The following is a 17,229-nucleotide window of genomic DNA, read 5'->3' as shown; positions in this document are numbered from 1 at the left end:
GGGCGATCGCCGCAGGACTCAGGTTGCCTCGATGTCGAAGGGCGCCGGTTCTCCCGGCGCCAGGCGTTCGAGGGGTTTGACGGCCGGCGGGCGGGCAGCCGCCGGAACGGGTGCGGCACCGGACGCAGAGGCCGGTGTCGGCGGCTGCGGTGCGGGGGCAGGCGCAGAACCCGCCCGGGCCGCCGGAGGCCGGCCCTTCGCGGCCTGCGCGGCGTCTTCGAAGTCATCCAGCAGCGCTTCCTTGATGATGCGCCGCGGGTCGTATTGCCGGGGATCCAGCTTCCGCCAGTCCACCTCGTCTATTTCCGGGCCAACCTCTTCGCGCAGCTGCTCGCGGGCACCGCTGGCCATCCGCCGGACTTCCCGGACCAGCCTGGCCAGCTGGGAGGCATATTCGGGCAGGCGTTCGGGGCCCAGTATCACTACGGCGAGTATCGCCAGGATAATGAACTCGTAACCGTTGATTCCTACCACTCTTGAAGACTACCTTTTCCCGGGATCAGCAAGCCACTTTCGGGCATCCTAGATGCTCCAGCCCGCGCGGGCGAACACGGCAAGCCCGCGGGCAATGCGTTCCATCGGTTCCGCGCCTGCACCGGGCCGGGCCAGCCGGGAGGACTCCAGCAGGGACAGTTCTTCCACTGCCCGGGGCAGTGACTTCACCGGCATGGTGGATTCGAAGGTATAGGTAACGCTCCCGGCGGCGACGACGGTCTGCCCGGGGTGCTCGTCGGAGCTGAACACCGCGGGGCCTTTGTCCGATCCAAGCGCCGTGAAACCGTCGGCGGCCACGGAATGGCCGGTAAAGGCGTTGACGACCGGCTGCCGGTCCTCCCCCGGCAGCGGGTGCTGCTCCACCAGCCGAATCCGCTCACCGGTGCCCGCGAAGACCATTTCGACGGCGGGGTGGCCCTGCACCTGCAGCGAACGCGCCGCTTCAAGTTCCAGCCCCAGGTCCGCCAGTTCAGGGCAGGACCATCCGTGGCCCCGCAGCGACTGCAGCTGGTCCGGGCTGAGGGCAGCGGATCCGGAACCGGTCACTTCCTCCCAACCGGCCGCCATGGCCGTGCGCGTGCCCGTCTCCGGCGGAACTTCCAGCACAGTGCCAGCCGCGTAGGCCCCGCCCAAAAGCATTGCCGCTGCTGCAGCAACGGCCACACCCGCAGCAACAGCATGGCTGCGGCGGTCCAGCGGCGCCCCTTGCAGTTGGCTTCCGGTGACGGCGCCGCCCGCGGTATTGGATCCGTTCCCGGGTTCCCCACCGGCCTCCTGGTCCGCGCGTTCGGCGGTGGCTGCCGCAGTACCGGCTATCCGGGCAGCAAGGTCCGGCCCCGCGGCGGGAACACGCAGGGCCCGCAGCCGGCTGCGCAGCCGGCGCTCTTCGGCTACTGCCGCGCGGCAGGACGCACAGCGGGCGAGATGGGCTTCCACGGCATGCTGCCGCTCCGGCGTCATTTCGGCATCAACGTAGTCCCGCAGATACCTGGTGGGGTGTCGCACGGGTCAGTTAGCTCCCGCAACGCGAGGCAGTTTCAGCCGTGGCCGGGACAGCGGACGCTGCCGCGGGTCCCGGTGTGAAAGCTTCTCCTTGAGCATGGCCCGTCCGCGGTGGATCCGGGAACGCACCGTGCCGAGCTTGACGTCCAGCACCTGCGCCACCTCGTCATAGGAGAGCCCTTCGAGGTCGCACAGCACTACGGCCGCCCGGAAGTCCGGCGGCAGTTCCTCCAGGGCGCGGGCAATGTCCACATCCAGGTTGTTGAATTCGAAGCTGCGCTCTGGGCCGGGACCGTTGCTGGGCAGCCGGCTCTGGGTTTCCTCGGTCATCCCGTCAAAGCGGATACGGCTGCGGCGCCGGGCCTGGTCCAGGAAAAGGTTGGTGGTGATGCGGTGCAGCCAGCCGTCCAGCGTGCCCGGCTGGAAGTTTGCCAGGGAACGGAAAACGCGGACGAAGACTTCCTGCGTCAGATCCTCGGCATCATGCTTGTTGCCGGTCAGCCGGTAGGCCAGCCGGTATACCTTGGCGGAGTGTGCCTCCACCACTTCCTCCCATGAGGGGCGCACCCAGTCCGCAGCCATGTCTGCGGCTGCCGCATCCGGCGTCGTTGCCATAGTCTTCCTCCTTCCTTCCAGCCTGCTCGGACCTGCTCGTTACTGTGCACGGTCACTGTGCATCGTGACTGCGTCTATTGTGCTTGCGTCTATCGTGCTTGGCCCCAAATACCACGCGGAGCACCGATTAACAATGTTTACGCACCAATCTGGGAGTTGGCTGTTAGCACGCATGAACTTCCCGCACAAGACGCTCCGGCAGCGTGTACGGGGTTCGGCTGCGCTTGGCCTTAAGCTTGTGGAAGCAGCACCCCCTCCGCACCAGTACCGAAAGTGAAAACATGCGCGCCGACAAGCAGACCAGTTGGTCCTACACGGAGGCCCTGCCTACCGAGGATGAGGTCCTGCTCCGCGCGCGTGAACGGTCCTATGAGCTCGGCGTCAGCGCGGTGTCCAGTGGCGTGGGAGCCGCGCTGACCGTATTGGCCGCCGCAAGCAAGGCGGCCACCGTAGTGGAAGTAGGTACAGGCGCCGGGGTGTCCGGGGTGTGCCTGCTGCGCGGCCTGGGCTCAAACGCTGTGCTCACCACCATTGATTCGGACGTGGACCACCTCCGCGCAGCGCGGGAAGCCTACGCCGAAGCGGGGATTCCGGGCAACCGGACCCGGACCATCTCGGGGCGGGCCGCGGAGGTCCTCCCCCGGCTCACGGACGCTGCGTATGACATGGTGTTTATCGACGCCGACAAGCCGTCCTTCCCGCTCTATGTGACCCAGGCCGTGCGCCTGCTCAAGCGCGGCGGGCTGCTGGTGGTCAATGACGCCCTGGACCACGGCAAGGTTGCCGACCCGGCGGTCCGCGAAGCAACCACCAACACCATGCGCAAGGTCGGCAAGGCCATCCGGGAAAACGAGGAGCTTGCCTCGGCGCTGCTGCCCACCGGCGACGGCCTGCTGCTGGCCGTCAAAACCGCCTAGGCGGCGCCGCCGGAACGGTATCCGGCCAGGTACGCCAGCAGCAGGCGGACGCCAAACCCGGTGGCACCCTTGGTCTGCTCCCGGCTGTCCTTCGGGGCACGGGAGGGACCCGCAATGTCAACGTGCGCCCACGGGACTCCGGCGGTGAATTTCTCCAGGAACAGTGCGGCCACAATGGCGCCTGCACCGAACTTGGCCTTCACAGGCGCAATGTGGGACAGATCGGCGACGTCGGAATCCAGGATGCCGGCGTACTCCCGGACCATCGGCAGCTGCCACACGGCGTCGCCGGAAGTCTTACCCGCCGCTTCCAGCGCCGCCACCAAGGCCGGGGCGTTGCCGAACAGTGCGGCGTGGTTCAGGCCCAGCCCCAGGGCAGCCGCACCGGTGAGCGTGGCGACGTCGACCAGCACGTCGGGGGCCAGCTCGGCCGCTGCATAGGCCAGGGCATCTGCGAGCACCATCCGGCCCTCGGCGTCGGTGTTGCCCACTTCCACGGTAGTGCCGTCATAGGTCCGGACCACATCGGCCGGACGGTAGGCGGCGCCGCCAATGGCATTTTCCGCGAGGGCCAGCACGGCGGTGACCCGGACGGGCAGTTCAAGTTCGGCTGCTGCTTCTGCCACGGCCAGCACGGCGGCAGCACCGGCCATGTCCGTTTTCATGGTCATCATCGCGTCCCGCGGCTTGAGCGATATGCCGCCGGAGTCGAAGGTGATGCCCTTGCCCACCAGGACCACGTGCGGTGCGGCCTTCTCCACTTTGGGGACGTAGGCAACCTCCACCAGCCGCGGCGGGTGCTCGGATCCGGAGCCCACGGCGAGCAGGCCGCCGAAGCCCTCGGCCCGCAGTTCATCCTCGGTGCGGACCCGGACCTGCAGGCCGCTGCGGACCGCGGCGGCCCTGGCCTGTGCTGCCATCCATTCCGGCGTGGCAGTATCGGCGGGGGTGTTCGTCAGGTCGCGGGCGTGCCACACGGCCCGGGCGGTGGCCAGAGCCCGGGCAGCGGCACCGGCTTCGAGTCCGGTCAGTTCCAGGTGCTCGGCGATCGGGGCCGGCGCCTGGGTAACTCCGGCCCGCGGCGGCCGGTAGCCCCCGAGCAGGAACCCCTCAAGGAAAGCTGCCTGTGCGTCCGGACCGAGCCCGTCCACCACGGAACTGCGGATCCTTGCGCAGCCCATGGTGGCACGGGCGAGGGCAGCCCCGGCACGCCTCAGCGCTGCCGGGGATTCGTCACCGGTGCCCACAAAAAGCAGTTTGCCGGGCAGGGCTGCTGAATCCCGGGGCGGTTCGATCACGAGGATCTCCCCGGCCCGGCCGGTCACTTTGGCGCTGCGCGCCCGGGCGGCAATGTCGGCGCCGTAGCGGACAGCTGCTTCCACCGCGCCGCGCCGCGGCTCCGGGACCGGATACGCCGCCTCTTCCGCATCGTCCTGTCCTGCCTCCACGGGAGCCGGGGCGATGGCCACGGCCAGCACGTCCACGCGCTCCTCCGCAGCCGGCTGCAGTCCGCTGCCGTTACCGGCCCTGCCTGTGCGTGCGTCCAGTCCGGCCAGGGCAGTGACTCCCGGCAGCGGTGCGGACACAAAGGGCGAAGCCGGAACGGAGCCGGTCTTGGACGAAGGCTTGGGAGGCAACTGCATGGGTTAAGGCTAGCCCGTCACACCCAAGAGGCAGTCTTTCAGCTTGCCCGCCTCTTCTGCGTTGAGCTCGACCACCAGGCGCCCGCCGCCGTCGATCGGCACCCGCAAGATGAGGCTGCGCCCCTCCTTTGTAACCTCCATGGGCCCGTCGCCCGTGCGTGGTTTCATCGCAGCCATTTCAGATTTCCCCTTTCACAGTGCGCCGGTTATCCCGGATCACCTGTAATCCGCTGCCGACGAAAGTAAAATATCCCTTCGGCAATTGCTGTCATTATTCCGTACAAGTACCGGGCAAACGAAATTTCGTGTGTTGCGCGCCACAACTCAGGGTGGATAGTCCCCTCCGCCGGGTAATTCCGTCCACCTCCATAGCCAAACAACCCACACAATCTGCAGGACGGCGAAGGCTGCGGCGACCGCTCCGCGGTAGGCCCTGGAGCGGCTGAGCCAAGCGGTGGAAAGGGCCAGCGGGAACAGGGGCAGCAGCAGTCGGAACGTGCTGGTTTGCGGATTCAGGAATACCAGCAGGTAAAGCACGTAGCTGGCGCACCAAAGCTGAAGTTCCAGTCCCAGGCGGCGCACGGACGCTGACGAAAGGTAAACCGCGGCGGCCAGCACCAGAACCGCCAGCAGCACCGGTCCGAAGACTGAACCAAACAGGTGCTGCGACATGGTCAGCCACGGCTTAAACGGGATCAGGTCTCCGTACCGCCAGGCACTCTCGGTGTCCGTGTACGCCCGCAGGTCCCCGGTAAAGGCCCAGGCGATCGCCGGCCAGGCCAGTGCCGATACTCCGGACACGGCTGTCAGGGCAACCAGCCGCCAGGCCTGCCAGGGTGCCGGTTCCGTGTGCCGGCGGCGCGCCAAGCGCACCACGAACACCAGCCCGACGGCGAGCGCAAAGGGCACCCCCACCGGCCGCGACAGGCACATCAGGACCACCACCGGAATGGCGGTGAGGTAACGGCGGGAAACCAGCAGGTACAGGGCTGCGGCCAGCAGCAGCAAATTCAGGGATTCGGCATAGGGAACCTGCAGGATGGGCGACACGGGAAACACGGCCACAAACGCCAGGCCCCACATTGCGGTCCCGTGTTGTGCCCGCAGCCGGAACAGCCGGTAGACCACCAGCGCGGCGGCGAAGCCCGCCAAGGTGGCGGCAACCGGTGCCAGCACGTTCCACCCCAGCCCGGTGAGGGCGTCGAGGCCACGGACCAGCACGGGGAACAACGCGTAGAACGCCCACTCGTTTTCCTGCGCTTTTCCGGTAGGGTCCCGGGGCACAGCAGCGGGGTATCCGTCTTCGTAGATCCTCGAATACCACTGGGCGTCCCAGATGTTGATGAACTCCCCGTACGACGGCGACGCCTCGCCCCAGGGCCCGGCCGGCTGGAAGCGGGCCGCGGCAACCAGCACAGCGGTCGAGAACAGGCGGGCCGCGGCCCACAGGGCCAGGACCTGCGCGTACCAGGGCCACCGGGCCAGGGTGCCGGCCGCCCGACCCGCCAGGCCGGCGAGCTGCCCGGCCGGCGAGGGTGCACTGCCGCCGGGGCCCTCCGTGCGCCCATCAACAGCGCTGTGGTCTCCGGATTCCTCAGCCATTGCGCACCCAGCATCCGGCCAGATGGTCATTGACGTATCCGGTGGCCTGGAGCATTGCATAGGCGGTTGTTGGTCCGACAAACCGGAACCCGCGTTTTTTCAGGTCCTTGGCCAGTGCCGTGGATTCAGGGGTGATGGCCGGGATATCGGCGGCCGTCTGCGGTGCGGGCCGCCCGTCCGGGGCACGGTATCCGGCCAGGAGGCCGGAGAGGCTCTCCCCCTCCGGCAGTGCCAGCAGTGCCCGGGCGTTGCCGATCACCGCGTCGATCTTGGCCGCGTTGCGCACAATGCCGGTGTCGGCCATCAGGCGGGCCCGGTCGCCGTCGTCGAACGCCGCCACGCGCACGGGATCAAACCCGGCGAAGGCGGCCCGGAAAGCTTCGCGCTTGCGCAGGATGGTGATCCAGCTCAGTCCGGACTGGAAGGCCTCCAGGCTCAGCCGTTCAAAGAGCGCCGCCTCGCCCACCACCGGGCGGCCCCATTCAGTGTCGTGGTAGTGCATGTAGTCCTCGGTGGCCAGCGCCCAGCCGCAGCGCGCCAGTCCGTCCGGGCCCGGCACCGCGCTCATTCCCTGTCCCCGTCCGGGGCGGTGCCTGTTTCCCGCGCGCCTGCTTCCCGCGCGCCTGCTTCCAACGCGCTGATCTTCGCATCGCGTGCCGCCAGGGCTTCCGCCAGCCGGTCCAGGACCGCGTCCACCTGGTCCATCCGGTAGCCGCGCAGGGCAACGGAGAACCGGAGCCCGCCCACGTCACCGGCGTCGGGGTGTTCGGGCAGCAGGACCGGCGGCAGGCGGGGATCCGGCTCCGGCAGGCCCTGTACAGCGTCCGCTGCGGCTTCGGCAGGACTGCCGGCCCGCAATCTGCCCGCACCGAGTACGGCCGCCAGGCCCAGGACGGCAATGGCTAGGAAAACCAGGAGGAGTGTCACACGACCATGGTGCCAGATGCCCCCGATGCCCCTAGGGCGCGACGTGCCCGGCGCTGTCGTTGATCATCAGCCGGACCGCTTCGGAGGGATCGTCCACCACGTGCAGGAGCCTGAGGTCAGTCTCGGACACCATGCCCTCCGCGAGCAGGCTGTCCCGGACCCAGTCCAGCAGCGGATTCCAGAAGTCGGAGCCGACCAGCACAATCGGGAAGGACGTGACTTTTTGTGTCTGGACCAGGGTCATTGCCTCAAACAGTTCATCCAACGTGCCAAACCCGCCCGGCAGCACAATAAAGCCCTGCGCGTACTTCACGAACATGGTCTTGCGCACAAAGAAGTACCGGAAGTTGACGCCCAGGTCCACCCACTCGTTCAGGCCGGTTTCAAAGGGCAGTTCGATGCCCAGGCCTACGGACAGCCCGTCTGCTCCCACGGCACCCTTGTTGGCCGCTTCCATCGATCCGGGTCCGCCGCCGGTAATCACGGCCAGCCCGGCTTCAGCGAGCAGCCTGCCCACTTCTTCACCGAGCTTGTAGTACCGCGAGCCGGGCACGCTCCGGGCGGAACCGAAAACGCTGACGGCAGGCCCAAGCTCGGACAGGGTGCCGAATCCCTCCACGAACTCGCTCTGGATCCGCAGCACCCGCCAGGGGTCGGTGTGGGTGAAATGCGTCGCGTCGGCGGAGTCCAGCAGGAAACGGTCCGACTGCGGCGTCAGGGCCGCACCCCGGCGCAGTTCCACCATCCCCCGCTTGCGCGGGCGGTCCGGGGACGTGGAACGGGGGTCTTCGCTGATAGGCATGCCTCTAGGCTAACCGCCATCCCGCTGCTGGCAACGAGCTTGGCCGCATCGGATCTCAAGGTCCGGGTTTGATTGCTCTTACGTCACAATTTCCCGTCGACGTGGCACGTGACACATACTGGCAACAATGTCTGGTTAGATTTTCCTTATGACCAGTGACACATCCGCAGGCATGTCCGCGCCTGAATCCGCTGCACCGCTTGTTTCGCTGAAGAACGTAAACAAGCATTTCGGGGACCTCCACGTCCTGCAGAACATCAATCTCGACATTGCCCGCGGCGAGGTCGTCGTCGTGATCGGCCCCTCGGGATCCGGCAAGTCGACGCTGTGCCGCGCCATCAACCGCCTGGAGACCATCGACGACGGCGAAATCACCGTTGACGGCGCCGTCCTGCCGGCCGAAGGCCGCGCACTGGCGAAGCTCCGCGCCGACGTCGGAATGGTCTTCCAGTCCTTCAACCTGTTCGCCCACAAGTCGATCGTGGACAACGTGGCACTGGGACCGGTGAAGGTCCGCAAATCCAAGCCGGCTGAAGCCAAGAAACTGGCCATGTCCCTGCTCGAACGCGTGGGCGTAGCCAACCAGGCCAACAAACTGCCGGCGCAGCTTTCCGGCGGCCAGCAGCAGCGCGTGGCCATTGCCCGCGCGCTGGCCATGAAACCCAAGGTGATGCTCTTCGACGAGCCCACCTCGGCCCTGGACCCGGAAATGATCAACGAGGTCCTCGACACCATGGTGGAACTGGCCAAGGACGGCATGACCATGGTGGTGGTCACCCATGAGATGGGCTTCGCCCGCAAGGCAGCGGACCGCGTGATCTTCATGGCCGACGGCCAGATCATCGAAGAAGCCACCCCGGAGGAGTTCTTCACCAATCCCAAGAGCGACCGGGCCAAGGACTTCCTCGGCAAGATCCTCTCGCACTAGAGAGTTCACCGCACCACCGGCAGTACCGCAGTACCGGGGTTTCACCAGTTGGGGGAAATCCTTATGAGGCTAGGTGCCCCGTTCACCGGGACACCGCAATGCAAGGAGAAATCATGCGCAAGACCCGTTACGCGGCGGCAGCCATTGCTGCCGTTGCAGCCCTTACCCTGTCCGCCTGCGGCAGCGATTCCGGTTCCGAGTCCGGGTCCGGCAGCTCCGAATCCGCCGGCGAGAAAATCCGCATCGGTATCAAGTTCGACCAGCCGGGCCTGGGCTTCAAGGACGGCAACGAGTACACCGGGTTCGACGTGGACGTCGCCAAGTACGTGGCCAACGAACTGGGCTACCCCGAAGACCAGATCGAGTTCATTTCCAGCCCCTCCGCGCAGCGCGAGAACATGCTCGAGAACGACCAGCTGGACATGATCTTCGCGACCTACTCCATCACGGACACCCGCAAGGAAAAGGTGGCCTTCGCCGGTCCGTACTTCGTGGCCGGCCAGGACCTCCTGGTCCCCTCCGACAGTGACATCTCCGGCCCCGAGGACCTGGAAGGCAAGAACCTGTGCTCGGTCACCGGTTCCACCTCCGCGCAGAAGATCAAGGACAACTACGCCGCGGGCGTGAACCTGCTGGAGCAGCCGAGCTACGCCGAGTGCGTGACTGCCATGCAGGGCGGCCAGATCGACGCCGTGACCACTGACGACATCATCCTCGCCGGCCTGGCCTCCACGGACGCCAACAAGGGCAAGTTCAAGGTTGTCGGCAACACGTTCTCCGAGGAGAAGTACGGCGTGGGCCTGCCGAAGGAAGGCGGGATCGTCAAGTGTGAGGACATCAACGCCGCGATCACCAAGATGATCGACGACGGTGCCTGGGAAGAAGCCATCAAGAAGAACACCGAGGGTGCCGACTACACCTTCAACGCAGAGCTGAACCCGCCGAAGATGGACGCCTGCGCCTAACCAGTTCCACAGGTGCTGCGGCACCTTCCGTTCCACCCCGCGGCCGGGAAAGCCACCCGCTTTCCCGGCCCGGGCTTCGTCCACCATAAAGAGGTGAAACATGGAGGGTTTTACTGCCCTCTTCGAGCAGTACGACGTCGTCGGCGCTTTCTGGGTCAACATCCAGCTCACGTTCTGGGCGGCTCTCTGGTCGCTGATACTCGGCACCGTTCTGGCACTGATGCGGATCTCGCCGATCCCCAGCCTGCGGTGGTTCGGTGCCGCCTACGTGAATATCTTCCGGAACACACCGCTGACCATCATCATGGTTTTCGGTTCGCTTGCGCTCTGGTCGCAGCTGAATATCAGCTTGTCCACGGACTTCACCACCAACTTCTTCCGGCTGGCGGTACTCTCGCTGACCATCTATCACGCGGCTTTCTTCTGCGAAGCCATCCGCAGCGGCGTGAACACCGTCCCGATGGGGCAGGCTGAAGCCGCCCGGGCCATCGGTTTGGGCTTCCTGCCTGCGGCACGGATCATCATCATGCCGCAGGCCTTCCGGGGAGCCATTGCCCCCATGGGCAACGTGCTGATCGCCCTGGTCAAGAACACCACCGTGGCCGCCACGGCGGGCGTAGCCGTGGAGACCTCCAGCACCATGAAAACCATGATCGAGTTCTACCCCAACCTCATGACGCAGATCTTCCTGACCTTCGCCATCGGGTACGTCATCATCGTTATCCCCATTGGCCTGCTCACCACCTGGGCCTCGAAGAAACTGGCGGTGGCACGATGAGCACACAGAACGTCCTGTTTGATGCCCCGGGGCCCCGCGCCCGGCGGACCATCATGTTCGCAAACATCCTTGGTGTACTGCTGGTCCTCGGACTGCTGTGGCTGGTGGTTTCGGCGCTGGCGGACAAGGGCCAGTTCGAAGCAGCCAAGTGGACGCCGTTCCTTGAGTGGAGCACTTGGCAGTTCTACCTGCTGCCCGGCCTGCTCTCCACGCTGAAGGCCGCAGCCGTTGCCGTAGTGGCATCCATTGTTTTCGGCCTGCTCTTCGGCATCGGCAGGCTCTCCCCCTTCAAGCCGCTGAACTGGGCCTGCAGCATTGTGGTGGAATTCTTCCGGGCCGTGCCAGTGCTGCTGATGATGGTGTTCTTCTACCAGTTCCTCTCCAAGTCCACGTCCGTGGACCCGGCTCAGGTTCCCTTCTGGGCAGTAGTCATTGCGCTGACCCTGTACAACGGTTCGGTGATTGCCGAACTGGTCCGCTCCGGTGTCTTCGGCCTGCCCAAGGGCCAGCGCGAAGCCGGCCTGGCCATCGGCCTCACGCCGGGCCAGTCGCTGCGGAGCATCGAGATTCCGCAGGCGCTGGTTGCGATGCTGCCGGCTCTGTTGAGCCAGTTCGTGGTGATCCTCAAGGATTCCGCACTGGGTACCTTCATCGGCTACACCGAACTGCTCGAAAATGCCCGCCGCCTCGCTTCCGGCGAGGGCAACATCCTGCCGGCCCTGCTGGTCACCGCGGCCATCTTCATCCTCCTGAACTTCCTGCTGACGTTCGCCGCCCAGCGCCTCTCCCGGCGTTTGGGGGCACGTGCCGGCAAGCTCCTCAAGATTGAAGACACCATAGAACCCGAGGGCGTCGAAGCCCCGGCCGGTGCCCGGTAGCCCAGCCCGGTAGCCCAGCCCGGTAGCCCAGCACGCACAAGAAAAAGGGGAGGACAGGCATCGCCTGTCCTCCCCTTTTGTGTTCCCGGACCCTTCTGTGTTCCTCCGGTGTCAGGGCGGCGCTGCCGCTTAGCCCAGCCAGGACCGCAGCGCGGCCAGGCAGTCCCGGATCGCGCCGGCATGCACATGCTCGTTGTCCGTGTGGGCCAACAGTGCATCGCCGGGCCCGAAGTTCACCGCCGGGATGCCCAGTTCACTGAACCGGGCGACGTCGGTCCAGCCGTACTTGGGCTTGGGCTCGGCCCCGACGGCGGCCACAAAGCTGGCGGCGGCGGGCATGGTCAGTCCCGGGCGGGCGCCGGCGGCAGCGTCGGTGCGGACCAGGTCGAAACCGGCCAGCAGGTCCCGCACGTAGGCTTCGGCCTCATCCACGCTTTTGTCCGGGGCGAAGCGGTAGTTGATCTCCACCGTGGCGGCGTCGGGAATAACGTTGCCCGCCGTACCGCCCCAAATCCGTACGGCGTTCAGGGATTCGCGGTAGTCCAGGCCTTCCACGGACACGGTGGCCGGTGTGTGGTCCCGCAGCCGCACCAGGATTTCGGCCGCGCCGTGGATGGCGTTCTCTCCCATCCAGGCCCGCGCCGAATGCGCAGCCCGCCCGGCGGTGGTGGCATGGAACCGCATGGTGCCGTTGCAGCCGCCTTCCACAGTGCCGTTGGTGGGCTCCAATAGGATGGCGAAATCGGCCTTCAGCCAGTCCGCATGGCTGACGGCCAACCGGCCCAGCCCGCTGAGGGAGGCCTCGACTTCTTCATGGTCGTAGAAAACGTAGGTGATGTCCCGGGTGGGTTCGGTGAGTGCAGCGGCCAGCGCCAACTGCACCGCCACCCCGCCCTTCATGTCCGTGGCACCGCGGCCGTACAGGACGTCGCCGTCCCGGGAGGACGGCACGGTTCCCCGTGATCCGGGCACTGTCGGCAGGGGCACGGTATCCAGGTGGCCGGCGAGGATGACCCGCTCTGTCCGGCCAAGGTTGGTCCGGGCCACCACGGAATCCCCGTCCCGTGACACCTCAAGGTGCGGGTAGGCGCGCAATGCCGTTTCGACGGCGTCGGCGAGGGCCTTTTCATTGCCCGAGACGCTCTCGAAATCCATCAGGACTGCCGTCAGCCGGGCTACGTCGTCGGTCAGGTCCAGGGAAGTTGTGTCAGTATCGGTCACCTTCCCACAGTACCGCTCGGTAGACTGGGGCCCATGACTTCAAGCCCTGCCCCAGCCCCCACTGAAGCAAGCACGGACTCCCGCACTGCCTCCGGCCTCGGCCTCGCCACGGTTGCCGCCGACGGCGCGGTGCTCGATGTATGGTTCCCCCGCCCGGTTCTCGGAGAGTCCGCCACGGACTCCGCCCTGCACAGTGAACTGGAGGCCGCCGCCGAGGCGATGGCCGACGGGATCCGCGGCACGCACGGCGAAGTGCTGGACACCCGGATTGACCTCGATGCCGCACCTGCCGGCACCGCCGACGCCTACCTGCGCCTGCACCTGCTCTCCAGCCGCCTGGTCCGCCCCAACACCATCAACCTGGACGGGATCTTCGGCTCGCTGCCCAACGTGGTCTGGACCAATTACGGGCCCTGCGCCGTCGCGGACTTTGACGCCGTGCGGCTGCGGCTGCGCAGCCGCGGGCCGGTGACGGTCTTCGGCGTGGACAAGTTCCCCCGCATGACCGACTACGTGCTCCCCTCGGGTGTGCGCATAGCTGACGCCGGGCGGGTACGCCTCGGCGCGCACCTGGCTGAAGGCACCACCGTGATGCACGAGGGCTTCGTGAACTTCAACGCCGGAACGCTGGGCACCTCCATGGTGGAAGGACGGATTTCGGCCGGCGTGGTGGTCGGCGACGGCACCGACGTCGGCGGCGGCGCCTCGATCATGGGCACGCTGTCCGGCGGCGGCAAGGAAAAAATCACCCTCGGTGAGCGCGTCCTGCTGGGCGCGAACTCCGGCGTGGGCATCAGCATCGGCGACGACAGCGTGGTGGAGGCAGGCCTGTACGTCACGGCCGGTACCCGCGTCACGGTGCTCGGCGGCGGGGAGCCCCGCCAGGTGAAGGCCGCGGAGCTGTCCGGCGTGCCCAACCTGCTGTTCCGCCGCGACTCGGTGACCGGTGCCGTCCAGGCCCTGCCCCGCAACGGACGCACCGTGGAGCTGAATTCCGCGCTGCACGCGAACTAAGCGGCACCGGCATGCAACGGCTCCAGCAGCATGAGACCCGCAGCTTCCGGCTCCTGGTCCTGCTGCTGGGGCTGTGCCTGGCCGCGTTCGTCTCGCTCTTCGCGGTGGCGGCCCTGAACGGCAAAAAACAAACCCCCGTCATTACCGAACGCTGCATCGCGTCGGTGGGCGGAGCGGAATACTCGCTGACCCTGGAACAGGCACGCAATGCCTCGATCATTTCCGGTGTGGCGGTGACCCGCGGCCTGCCGCCGCGCGCCGTGTCCATTGCACTGGCCACCGCCATGCAGGAATCCGGGCTGCGCAACTTGGATTACGGGGACGACGCCGGCCCGGACTCCCGCGGCCTGTTCCAGCAGCGCCCCAGCCAGGGCTGGGGCAGTGAAGAGCAGGTCATGGACCCCGTGTATGCCGCCAATGCCTTCTACAACGGGTTGGAGAAGGTGCCGGGATACCTGGACCTGACGATTACCGACGCCGCCCAGGCCGTCCAGCGCAGCGCCTTCCCCGAGGCATACGCCAAACACGAAGGACCTGCCCGGGCGTTCGCCTCCGCCCTTACCGGCCAGACTCCTGCCGCGTTGTCCTGCACCCTGCGCCCGCCGTCGGTTTCCGCCGATGCCGGCGCCAGCGCGTCCGCCGTCGAGGAAATCTACGGTCCGCTGAACGGCTCGGTGCTCGGCCCGCTGTACCTGGCCGACGTCGAGGGAACCTACGGCTGGTCCGTTGCGCAGTGGTTCGTGGCAAATGCCCAACTGCTCGGCATCGAGTCGGTGGCCTACGACGGACGCACCTGGCAGCTGGGCAGTTCCGTGTGGGAGCAGTCTTCTGCGGACGCCGGCCAGGTTGCCGTCACCGCCTACAGCGTCCCCGAGGAATAGGGCACGCCGGACCGCCGGATGGGGAACCCGGCGACCGACCGATTAGGCTAAGGGCATGCGTATTCTAGTCACCGGTGGCACCGGCTATATCGGATCCCACTCCACGCTTGCCCTGCTGGAAGCAGGCCATGACGTGGTGGTCCTGGACAACCTGATGAACTCCAGCGAGGAGTCGCTTCGCAGGGTCCAGGAGCTGAGCGGCCGCAAGGCCGAGTTCGTGAAGGCGGATCTGCTGGACGAAGCAGCGCTGGAAACGGTCTTCAACGGCGCCGCCATTGACGCGGTTATCCACTTCGCCGGGCTCAAGGCCGTGGGCGAATCCGTAGCCAAGCCCCTGTACTACTACCACAACAACGTGGTGGGCACCATCAACCTGCTGCGGGCCATGGACCGGCACAACGTCCGCACCCTGGTCTTCAGCTCCTCCGCCACCGTGTACGGTGCCTCTGAGGAGGTCCCGCTGACCGAGGACTCCCCCATGGACGCCGTCAATCCCTACGGCCGCACCAAGGAACAGATCGAAGACATCCTCAGTGATCTGGGCGCCGCCGACGGCCGGTGGAACATTGCGCTGCTGCGTTACTTCAACCCTGCCGGTGCGCACGAATCGGGCCGGATCGGTGAAGATCCCACCGGCATCCCCAACAACCTGCTGCCGTTCGTGGCGCAGGTGGCCGTGGGCCGCCGGGAGAAGGTCATGGTCTTCGGCAATGACTACCCCACCCCGGACGGCACGGGTGTCCGCGACTACATCCATGTGGTGGACCTGGCAGCGGGCCACCTCGCCGCCCTGAACTTCCTGGCCGGCAACGGCGGAGTGCACCGCTGGAACCTGGGCACCGGCAACGGGTCCTCCGTCCTCGAGGTCCTCACCGCGTTCTCCGCTGCCGCGGGCCGGGATGTCCCCTATGAGTTCGCGGCCCGCCGTCCAGGCGACGCCGCCGTCAGCTACGCCGATCCCTCCGCAGCGCACGCGGACCTGGGCTGGCGTGCCGAGCGCAGCCTGGCCACCATGTGCGAGGACCACTGGCGCTGGCAGAAGAACAACCCCGAGGGTTACGCCGCGTCCTAGCGGTTCAGCTGGACGGACCGAATCCGCCGAAACACCAAAAGAGAAGGTCCCCGGAAACATCCGGGGACCTTCTCTTTTGGCGTTTTACGGCCGGAACAATCAGCGCTGCGGGTAGTTCCGCTCGGGGGCGCCCGTGTACAGCTGGCGCGGGCGGCCGATCTTCGTCTGGGGATCCTGCATCATTTCGCGCCACTGGGCAATCCAGCCCGGCAGGCGGCCGATGGCGAAGAGGACGGTGAACATCTTCTCCGGGAAGCCCATGGCCTTGTAAATGAGGCCGGTGTAGAAGTCCACGTTCGGGTACAGCTTGCGCTCGATGAAGTAATCATCGGCCAGGGCCTTCTCTTCCAGGCGCATGGCGATATCCAGCAGCTCGTCGTTGCCGCCGAGCTTGGACAGGATTTCGTGGGCGGTGGCCTTGACGATCTTCGCCCGCGGATCGTAGTTCTTGTAGACGCGGTGCCCGAAGCCCATGAGCTTCACGCCGTCTTCCTTGTTCTTGACCTTCTCCATGAAGGTTTCCGGCTGCATGCCCGTGGCCTGGATGTCGCGGAGCATGTTCAGCACTGCTTCATTCGCGCCGCCGTGCAGCGGGCCGAAGAGTGCACTGATGCCGGCGGAGACGGACGCGAACATGTTCGCGTTGGAGCTGCCGACCAGGCGCACAGTGGAGGTGGAGCAGTTCTGCTCGTGGTCCGCGTGCAGGATCAGCAGCAGATCCAGGGCCTTCACCAGGTCCGGATCGATTTCATACGGCTCGGCCGGCAGGCCGAAGGAGAGCCGCATGAAGTTCTCCACCAGGTTCATGGAGTTGTCCGGGTAGAGCATCGGCTGGCCGATGGACTTCTTGTGCGCGTACGCAGCAATGACCGGCAGCTTGGCCATCAGCCGGACGGTGGACAGTTCCACCTGTTCTTCGTCGAACGGGTCCAGCGAGTCCTGGTAGAACGTGGACAGCGCGCTCACGGCCGAGGACAGCACCGGCATCGGGTGGGCGTCGCGGGGGAAGCCGCCGAAGAAGCCCTTGAGGTCTTCGTGCAGCAGGGTGTGGCGGCGGATCCGCTGGTCAAAGTTCTCCAGCTCGGCGGGCGTCGGCAGTTCCCCGTAGATCAGCAGGTAGGACGTCTCGAGGAAGCTCGAGTGCTTGGCCAGCTGCTCAATCGGGTAGCCGCGGTAGCGAAGGATCCCCTGGTCGCCGTCGATGTACGTGATGGCGGATGTGGTGGCCGCGGTGTTCATGAACCCGGGGTCGAACGTAACGGTGCCGGTCTGCTTCAGCAGCTTGGAAACGTCGAGTCCGTCGTTTCCCTCCGCTGCGGCAACGCGGGGCAGCACAAGCTCGTCTTCCGGGTTTGCCCCGTACTGAAGCTTGGCACTGGGTTGCTCAGTCATTAAGTCTCCTTTAGGAGTTTTCGAAACCGCCGCTATGTAGCCGCTTCCGACGGGACATAGTGCATTCCGCTAAACTATTTCGCTAAAACGCTACCGG

19 protein-coding genes are annotated in these 17,229 nt (G+C 66.3%); 8 read left to right on the top strand and 11 right to left on the bottom strand.

Features of this window, described 5'->3' with window-relative positions:
• Positions 1 to 18: 18 nt before the first annotated feature.
• From QNN98_RS05530 to sigE, 3 genes are read right to left on the bottom strand one after another with little or no spacing between them, the layout of a single operon-like run.
• A complete protein-coding gene (locus tag QNN98_RS05530; protein WP_227925021.1) occupies positions 19 to 474 on the bottom strand; it encodes a twin-arginine translocase TatA/TatE family subunit in 456 nt (151 codons plus the stop codon).
• Between the two features lie 48 nt (positions 475 to 522).
• Complete coding sequence (locus QNN98_RS05525) at positions 523 to 1,500, bottom strand: zf-HC2 domain-containing protein (protein ID WP_283996463.1); 978 nt, start codon at positions 1,498 to 1,500, stop codon at positions 523 to 525.
• A 3-nt stretch (positions 1,501 to 1,503) separates the two neighbouring features.
• Positions 1,504 to 2,112: an RNA polymerase sigma factor SigE gene (sigE, locus tag QNN98_RS05520; protein ID WP_227913617.1), complete on the bottom strand. Its 609-nt coding sequence runs from the start codon at positions 2,110 to 2,112 to the stop codon at positions 1,504 to 1,506.
• A gap of 281 nt (positions 2,113 to 2,393) precedes the next feature.
• Between sigE and QNN98_RS05515 the strand changes: the two genes are divergently transcribed.
• A complete protein-coding gene (locus QNN98_RS05515) occupies positions 2,394 to 3,029 on the top strand; it encodes an O-methyltransferase (protein ID WP_227913616.1) in 636 nt (211 codons plus the stop codon).
• On the opposite strand, the gene QNN98_RS05510 is transcribed toward QNN98_RS05515, so the two are convergent.
• The 6 genes from QNN98_RS05510 to QNN98_RS05485 form a co-directional block, all read right to left on the bottom strand.
• Positions 3,026 to 4,672, bottom strand: coding sequence for a leucyl aminopeptidase family protein (locus QNN98_RS05510; protein ID WP_283996462.1), 1,647 nt, complete (start codon positions 4,670 to 4,672; stop codon positions 3,026 to 3,028). The genes QNN98_RS05515 and QNN98_RS05510 overlap by 4 nt on opposite strands.
• 9 nt (positions 4,673 to 4,681) lie before the next feature.
• The gene (locus QNN98_RS05505) at positions 4,682 to 4,849 is read right to left on the bottom strand and encodes a DUF3117 domain-containing protein (protein ID WP_227913614.1); all 168 of its coding nucleotides are present in this window, start codon (positions 4,847 to 4,849) and stop codon (positions 4,682 to 4,684) included.
• A gap of 147 nt (positions 4,850 to 4,996) precedes the next feature.
• Positions 4,997 to 6,274 (bottom strand): hypothetical protein, encoded by a 1,278-nt coding sequence (locus QNN98_RS05500; RefSeq protein ID WP_283996461.1) that lies wholly within the window; start codon positions 6,272 to 6,274, stop codon positions 4,997 to 4,999.
• Positions 6,267 to 6,842, bottom strand: coding sequence for a DNA-3-methyladenine glycosylase I (locus tag QNN98_RS05495; protein WP_227913612.1), 576 nt, complete (start codon positions 6,840 to 6,842; stop codon positions 6,267 to 6,269). Before QNN98_RS05495 ends, QNN98_RS05500 begins: the two co-directional genes overlap by 8 nt.
• The gene (locus tag QNN98_RS05490) at positions 6,839 to 7,201 is read right to left on the bottom strand and encodes a DivIVA domain-containing protein (RefSeq protein WP_283996460.1); all 363 of its coding nucleotides are present in this window, start codon (positions 7,199 to 7,201) and stop codon (positions 6,839 to 6,841) included. Before QNN98_RS05490 ends, QNN98_RS05495 begins: the two co-directional genes overlap by 4 nt.
• 31 nt (positions 7,202 to 7,232) lie before the next feature.
• Positions 7,233 to 8,003 (bottom strand): LOG family protein, encoded by a 771-nt coding sequence (locus QNN98_RS05485; RefSeq protein ID WP_227913610.1) that lies wholly within the window; start codon positions 8,001 to 8,003, stop codon positions 7,233 to 7,235.
• A 172-nt stretch (positions 8,004 to 8,175) separates the two neighbouring features.
• Between QNN98_RS05485 and QNN98_RS05480 the strand changes: the two genes are divergently transcribed.
• The 4 genes from QNN98_RS05480 to QNN98_RS05465 all read left to right on the top strand — a co-directional run bounded on the left by QNN98_RS05480 (position 8,176) and on the right by QNN98_RS05465 (position 11,552).
• Positions 8,176 to 8,931 carry an amino acid ABC transporter ATP-binding protein gene (locus QNN98_RS05480; protein WP_227913875.1) on the top strand — a complete coding sequence of 252 codons (756 nt, stop codon included), beginning with the start codon at positions 8,176 to 8,178 and terminating at the stop codon, positions 8,929 to 8,931.
• Between the two features lie 113 nt (positions 8,932 to 9,044).
• Entirely contained in the window at positions 9,045 to 9,896 is an 852-nt protein-coding gene (locus tag QNN98_RS05475; RefSeq protein WP_283996459.1) for a glutamate ABC transporter substrate-binding protein, read from the top strand.
• Between the two features lie 100 nt (positions 9,897 to 9,996).
• On the top strand, positions 9,997 to 10,674 hold the full coding sequence (locus tag QNN98_RS05470; RefSeq protein WP_227913608.1) for an amino acid ABC transporter permease: 678 nt from the start codon (positions 9,997 to 9,999) through the stop codon (positions 10,672 to 10,674).
• Positions 10,671 to 11,552, top strand: coding sequence for an amino acid ABC transporter permease (locus QNN98_RS05465; protein ID WP_227913607.1), 882 nt, complete (start codon positions 10,671 to 10,673; stop codon positions 11,550 to 11,552). The genes QNN98_RS05470 and QNN98_RS05465 overlap by 4 nt, the downstream gene beginning before the upstream one ends.
• A gap of 129 nt (positions 11,553 to 11,681) precedes the next feature.
• Here the strand turns inward: QNN98_RS05465 and dapE are convergent, their stop codons facing one another.
• Entirely contained in the window at positions 11,682 to 12,773 is a 1,092-nt protein-coding gene (dapE, locus tag QNN98_RS05460; protein WP_283996458.1) for a succinyl-diaminopimelate desuccinylase, read from the bottom strand.
• A 33-nt stretch (positions 12,774 to 12,806) separates the two neighbouring features.
• Between dapE and dapD the strand changes: the two genes are divergently transcribed.
• From dapD to galE, 3 genes are read left to right on the top strand one after another with little or no spacing between them, the layout of a single operon-like run.
• Positions 12,807 to 13,787 (top strand): 2,3,4,5-tetrahydropyridine-2,6-dicarboxylate N-succinyltransferase, encoded by a 981-nt coding sequence (gene dapD, locus QNN98_RS05455; RefSeq protein ID WP_283996457.1) that lies wholly within the window; start codon positions 12,807 to 12,809, stop codon positions 13,785 to 13,787.
• An 11-nt stretch (positions 13,788 to 13,798) separates the two neighbouring features.
• A complete protein-coding gene (locus QNN98_RS05450) occupies positions 13,799 to 14,668 on the top strand; it encodes a transglycosylase SLT domain-containing protein (protein ID WP_229957578.1) in 870 nt (289 codons plus the stop codon).
• A gap of 55 nt (positions 14,669 to 14,723) precedes the next feature.
• Positions 14,724 to 15,740 carry a UDP-glucose 4-epimerase GalE gene (galE, locus tag QNN98_RS05445; RefSeq protein WP_283996456.1) on the top strand — a complete coding sequence of 339 codons (1,017 nt, stop codon included), beginning with the start codon at positions 14,724 to 14,726 and terminating at the stop codon, positions 15,738 to 15,740.
• A 99-nt stretch (positions 15,741 to 15,839) separates the two neighbouring features.
• Here the strand turns inward: galE and QNN98_RS05440 are convergent, their stop codons facing one another.
• Positions 15,840 to 17,132 (bottom strand): citrate synthase, encoded by a 1,293-nt coding sequence (locus QNN98_RS05440; protein ID WP_227913602.1) that lies wholly within the window; start codon positions 17,130 to 17,132, stop codon positions 15,840 to 15,842.
• Positions 17,133 to 17,229 lie beyond the last annotated feature (97 nt).

Source organism: Arthrobacter sp. zg-Y1143 (assembly GCF_030125565.1).
GTDB lineage: Bacteria > Actinomycetota > Actinomycetes > Actinomycetales > Micrococcaceae > Arthrobacter_B.
The sequence above is the reverse complement of the archived record's forward strand: the minus strand, read 5'-3'. Positions and strand labels throughout refer to the sequence as shown.